This window comes from Neisseria sp. P0021.S006 (assembly GCF_051956895.1).
Genome location: NZ_JBQCWZ010000697.1, coordinates 1 through 726, shown reverse-complemented (window position 1 = coordinate 726; position 726 = coordinate 1). Strand labels below are relative to the sequence as shown.

Sequence of the window (726 nt, the reverse complement as noted above, 5' to 3'; positions counted from 1 at the left end):
GTAGAAACCATTCTCTTGTTCAATCCTTCCGACATTTACCGTCTGCTCAACCTGACCGGTTATGAAAACACCGCGATGTACGCAGGGATGGCCGGTTTGAGCGATCAAATCAGCCTGACTATGCCGGTTTTGCTGACGGCGCAGGTATTATGGGTTATCATTCCCTTGGTCTTGGCCGCCTGGATTTTCGGAAAGAGACAAATATGAGAAAAATATTATTTACAGCATTCACCATCCTTGCTTTATCTGCTTGTAGCAAAGAGGAAAATACTCCTCCGCCTACGCCCCAACGAATCAGCGACAGTGCAGTCGGTCATTACTGCAGCATGAACTTGACCGAACACAACGGCCCTAAAGCGCAAATCTTCTTGAACGGCAAACCTGACAAACCGGTTTGGTTTTCCACCATCAAGCAGATGTTCGGCTACACTAAACTGCCTGAAGAGCCCAAAGGCATTCATGCTATCTATGTTACCGATATGGGCAAAGTCAAAGATTGGGAAAAACCCAATGCCGACGCCGAATGGATAGATGCGAAAAAAGCCTATTACGTCATCGAAAGCAGCTTTATCGGCGGCATGGGTGCGGAAGACGCGCTTCCGTTTGCCGACAAGGCTCAGGCTGAAAAATTCGCCAAAGAGAAAGGCGGCAGAGTAGTCGGTTTTGCAGAGATGCCCGACGAATACATTTTCAAATAAAACAACCAATAAATGCCATCTGAAACTG

At 47.2% G+C, this 726-nt stretch carries 1 protein-coding gene and 1 pseudogene; both read left to right on the top strand.

Translation table 11 applies throughout. The features are described from left to right. Positions 1–207: pseudogene (locus tag ACTHUM_RS16550) on the top strand (ABC transporter permease); the annotation flags it as partial. Beyond that, complete coding sequence (locus ACTHUM_RS16545; RefSeq protein ID WP_070459272.1) at positions 204–698, top strand: nitrous oxide reductase accessory protein NosL; 495 nt, start codon at positions 204–206, stop codon at positions 696–698. The pseudogene ACTHUM_RS16550 and the gene ACTHUM_RS16545, both read left to right, overlap by 4 nt. Positions 699–726: the final 28 nt, after the last annotated feature.